We start from the raw sequence: 4,047 nt of genomic DNA, 5'->3' as shown, positions 1-4,047 counted from the left end.
GACCTCAGAAGTCAATGCTTCCGGCGGCCTGAGTGCTCACCTGCTGGCGGCTACGGAACCAAGCATTCCCCGGCTCCGTAGCTCCCATTAGGCGGCCCAGCAGCAGGCCGGCCTCGGGGCCGAAGGTGGCGTCCCCGGTGTCCCGCGCCCGCTCCAGGTATCGCACGGCCTGGTCAGTGTCGCCGTCCTGGCTCGCCATCTCGCCGAGCCGGTAGGCGGCCTCGGCGACCAGATCCGGGTTGCTCCTGGTGGAGTCGAGGGTGCGCTGGTAGAACTCACGTGACTGGTCCCGGTCGCCGACCCAGTAGTACAGCTCGCCGAGGTGGGCCAGAGCGAGCTCCCGCTGGAACAGGTCACCGGAGTCGATCACCCACTGGTACCAGCGCTGCGCCTCGGCCACGTCCCGGCGGTCCTTGGCGTCGCCGCCCAGCATCATCGCCCCCATCGCGGCCGTACCCCGATCGGTGTTGTCGACCATGTCCAGGTAGCGACGCCGGGCTTCCTCGGTGTCGCCGGACAGCGTCGCCAGTTGGGCCAACCGCAGACGGCACACGCCTACGACCGTTTCGCCGCCCTCCCCCAGCCTGGCCCCTACGTCTGCACCGCGCTGTTGGGCCTCCTTCGCCAACGCGAGATTCCCCTGGTCCTGGTACAGACAGCCAAGTTCGTACCAGGCCATGCCGCGGGAGAAGGAGTCCTGGGACGCACCAGGGGCGGACTGACCAGCAAGGTTCACCTGGCCGCCGACCGTAAGTGCCGCCCGCTGGCGTTCACGCTGACCGCGGGCCAGGCCGCAGACAGCCCGCAGTTCATCCCCGTGCTGGGGAAGATACGGGTCCGCGGCCCCGTCGGCCGCCCCCGCACCCGGCCGGACGCGGTCGCCGGGGACAAGGCCTACTCGTCCCGCGGCAACCGGGCGCACCTGCGCAGACGCGGCATCAAGACAGTGATCCCGGAGAAGAGGGACCAGGCCGCCAACCGGAGGAAGAAGGGCCCCAGGGACGGTCGGCCTGTCAGCCACGACGCCCACCTTTACAAAGACAGGAACACCGTCGAGCGCCTGGTCAACAAGCTCAAGGCATGGCGAGGTGTCGCCACCCGATACGACAAGACCCCAGACAGCTACCTCGCCGGCTTACACCTGCGCGCCTCGATGATCTGGATCAAAGATCTCACCCGGACCACCCATTGATCACGACTCGATACGCGCCCTAGTGGGCCCCGCTCGGGGACGATGCCTGCGGCGTGCCCGGAAGTCGAATCGTGACGAGGAGACCGCCGGTGGGGCGGGGGGTGAGGTCAAGGGTGCCGTCGTGTGCTCGGACGATGCTGTGCACGATGGCCAGCCCGAGGCCGACGCCGGCATGCTCGTCGGTGCGTATGCGTTCTGTTCCGCGTTGGAAGGGTGCGGTGAGGGTCGGAACTAGTTCGGATGGGAGCGGGTGGCCCGTGTTCTCGACCCGCAGCACGCTCGCGTCGTGCTGCGGTTCGGTGTGGACCGTTACGGTGCCGCTCGCGGGGAGGTTGTGGACGATGGCGTTCTGGACGAGGTTCGTCATCATCCGCAGTATGAGCGCCGCGGAGCCGACGGTCTGTGTTGTCCCGCCGGTGACGTCGAGCGTGATCCGGCGCTTTTCGGCGAGGGGAAGCAGCGTTTCGGCGGCTTCTTCGGCTATCAGGGAGAGGTCGACGGGCTCGCGGGTGAAGCTCCTGCGGTCGGCGCGGCTGAGCAGCAGGAGGGCTTCGGTGAGGTTGATCGCCCGCGTGTTGACAGTGTGGAGGCGTTCGATGAGTTCGCCCTGGTCCCGCGTGGGGTCGTTGCGGGCGGCGTCGAGGAGTGTCTGGGAGATTGCCAGCGGGGTGCGGAGTTCGTGGGAGGCGTTCGCGGCGAACCTCTGCTGCTCGGCGACGTGGGATTCGAGTTGTTCGAGCATGGTGTCGAACACGTCGGCGAGTTCGCGGAATTCGTCCTGGCGGCCCTGCATGCGGATCCGGTGGGACAGCGACCCGTTCGCGGCCATCCGTGCCGCGGATGCGATCCGTGTGAGTGGTGCGAGCATCCGGCCGGCGAGGATCCATCCTCCCAGGAGGCCGAACGCGAGGAGGAAGGCCAGTGCTGTGGCCGCGGCGGGGGCGAAGCCGCGCAGGAGGTCGGAGCGGTTGGGCCCGGTGATGATCACGGGGCCCAACGTCTTCTGGAGAGATCTGGGGTCGCCGTCCGGTAGCCAGCGCAGCACGAATACCCATGCCACGGCCAGCATGAGAGCGCCGGCGAGGAGGAGGAATCCGGCGTAGCTGATGGTGAGCTTCAGTCGGGCGCTGAGCCCTGAGCGTCTATTCATGAGTGCCGCCGGGGTGTGCGGTGTCGATTCGGTAGCCGACGCCGGGCACCGTGGCGATGAGCCATGGTTCGCCGAGTCGTTTGCGCAGGGCGGAGACGGTGATGCGGACGGCGTTGGTGAAGGGGTCGGTGTTGTTGTCCCAGGCCCGTTCCAGTAGCTCTTCGGCGCTGACGACACCGCCTTCGGCGGCGACGAGGACTTCGAGTACGGCGAACTGTTTGCGAGTGAGCGCGACGTAGCGTCCGTCGCGGAAGACCTCCCGGCGGAAGGGGTCCAGCCGCAGGCCCGCGATCTCGCGGACCGGGGGCCGGGCGTATGCGCGTCTGCGGTCGAGCGCCCGCAGCCGCAGGACGAGTTCCCGCAGCTCGAACGGTTTGGTGAGGTAGTCGTCGGCGCCGAGCTCGAACCCGGAAGCCTTGTCGTCGATCCGGTCGGCAGCGGTGAGCATGAGGATCGGGATGCCGCTGCCGGAAGCGACGATACGTCGGGCGATCTCGTCGCCGGAGGGGCCGGGGATGTCGCGGTCGAGGACCGCGAGGTCGTAGGCGTGGATGCTGAGCAGTTCCAGGGCGGAGTCGCCGTCGCCGGCGATGTCGGCGGCGATCGCTTCCAGCCGCAGACCGTCGCGGACGGCTTCGGCCAGGTAGGGCTCGTCCTCCACGATCAGCACACGCATGTCTGAAGCCTAAGCGGCACAACATATCGCCGACGTATGCAAAGACGTGTGCACACCGGACACGCGACTCAGCCTGCCGGTGCCGGCGCGGGACGAGGCTGGTCGGACGGCGCTTCCGCCGTAGTGCGCCACCAGCGGCGCGACGCCAGCGCGGCCAGCACGGCGCCGGTGGCGTTGACCAGCACGTCGTCCACGGAGGACACCCGGTCCAGCCATAGGGCGTACTGTGCGGTTTCGACCAGGACCGAGCAGCCCGCCCCGAGCGCCAGGATCCGCGGCACGGACGCCAGCGCCGCGAACCGCATCGGGGCGAAGAACCCCAGCGCCGCGAAGATCAGCAGGTTGCCGACGATCCCGCCCGGCCCCATCGTGACCAGGTCCCGCAGCGGTACCAGGCTCACCCGGCGCGGAGCGGTGCCGGGTCCGGCGCCCGGCATCATGGTCATCCATAGGAACGGCACCGTCCCGTGGACCATGCCCACCTCGGCCAGCGACATCCGCCACGCCGATGCGACGTCGGCGGCACGCCGACGATGTGCCAGCGCCCACACCACCAGCGCGGCCAACGGCAGCGCGACCAACGTGATGAGCACCACACCGTTGAACGTATCGAAGCAGCCGTGCCACCGCCCGGCCATGCACATCGGAGCCGCCATCATGAGCGGCCGCCGTACGGCGAACACCGCGCTCGCCATGCCGAGGATCGCCAGGCCGAGGAGCACGATCTCTCGCGTACGGCGGGGCGGTGCTGACAGGGATGAGTGGTGGTTCATGCCCCCATTGGAGACGGAGGGCCGTTGTGGTGGCGTATGCGATTTTCGATACGCCCGCGATACACGGAATCCCCGGCATCAAGGAATCGGCGCAAGGACGAACTCGCCGTCGCGCCCGCATATCTGCCCTGGACCGTGAACGGCTGTTGGACCGTGAACCCCTAAGAAGCTGTTGTCTTTTCGATCTTGAGCGGTGGCGGTCGAACGCGGATTCCCGGTCGGGTGATCCTGCAGTGGCCAGAGCATGAAGACGGGG

The 4,047-nt window shown here is 68.3% G+C and carries 4 protein-coding genes and 1 pseudogene; 1 reads left to right on the top strand and 4 read right to left on the bottom strand.

All coding sequences use genetic code 11. From position 1 onward, the window contains the following. Positions 1–4 precede the first annotated feature (4 nt). Entirely contained in the window at positions 5–538 is a 534-nt protein-coding gene (locus ACWDSL_RS52290; protein WP_450496701.1) for a tetratricopeptide repeat protein, read from the bottom strand. A gap of 150 nt (positions 539–688) precedes the next feature. Here ACWDSL_RS52290 and ACWDSL_RS52285 point away from each other — a divergent pair. Next, positions 689–1,192, top strand: a pseudogene (locus tag ACWDSL_RS52285) (IS5 family transposase); the annotation flags it as partial. A 19-nt stretch (positions 1,193–1,211) separates the two neighbouring features. On the opposite strand, the gene ACWDSL_RS52280 reads toward ACWDSL_RS52285, so the two are convergent. From ACWDSL_RS52280 to ACWDSL_RS52270, 3 genes are all read right to left on the bottom strand, one after another. Continuing rightward, positions 1,212–2,342 (bottom strand): sensor histidine kinase, encoded by a 1,131-nt coding sequence (locus ACWDSL_RS52280; protein WP_450496699.1) that lies wholly within the window; start codon positions 2,340–2,342, stop codon positions 1,212–1,214. Next, on the bottom strand, positions 2,335–3,018 hold the full coding sequence (locus ACWDSL_RS52275; protein ID WP_450496697.1) for a response regulator transcription factor: 684 nt from the start codon (positions 3,016–3,018) through the stop codon (positions 2,335–2,337). Before ACWDSL_RS52275 ends, ACWDSL_RS52280 begins: the two co-directional genes overlap by 8 nt. Before the next feature lie 68 nt (positions 3,019–3,086). After that, a complete protein-coding gene (locus ACWDSL_RS52270) occupies positions 3,087–3,791 on the bottom strand; it encodes a VanZ family protein (protein WP_450496695.1) in 705 nt (234 codons plus the stop codon). Positions 3,792–4,047 lie beyond the last annotated feature (256 nt).

The sequence above is a fragment of the Streptomyces sp. NPDC000941 genome (assembly GCF_053599555.1).
The sequence above is the reverse complement of the archived record's forward strand: the minus strand, read 5'-3'. Positions and strand labels throughout refer to the sequence as shown.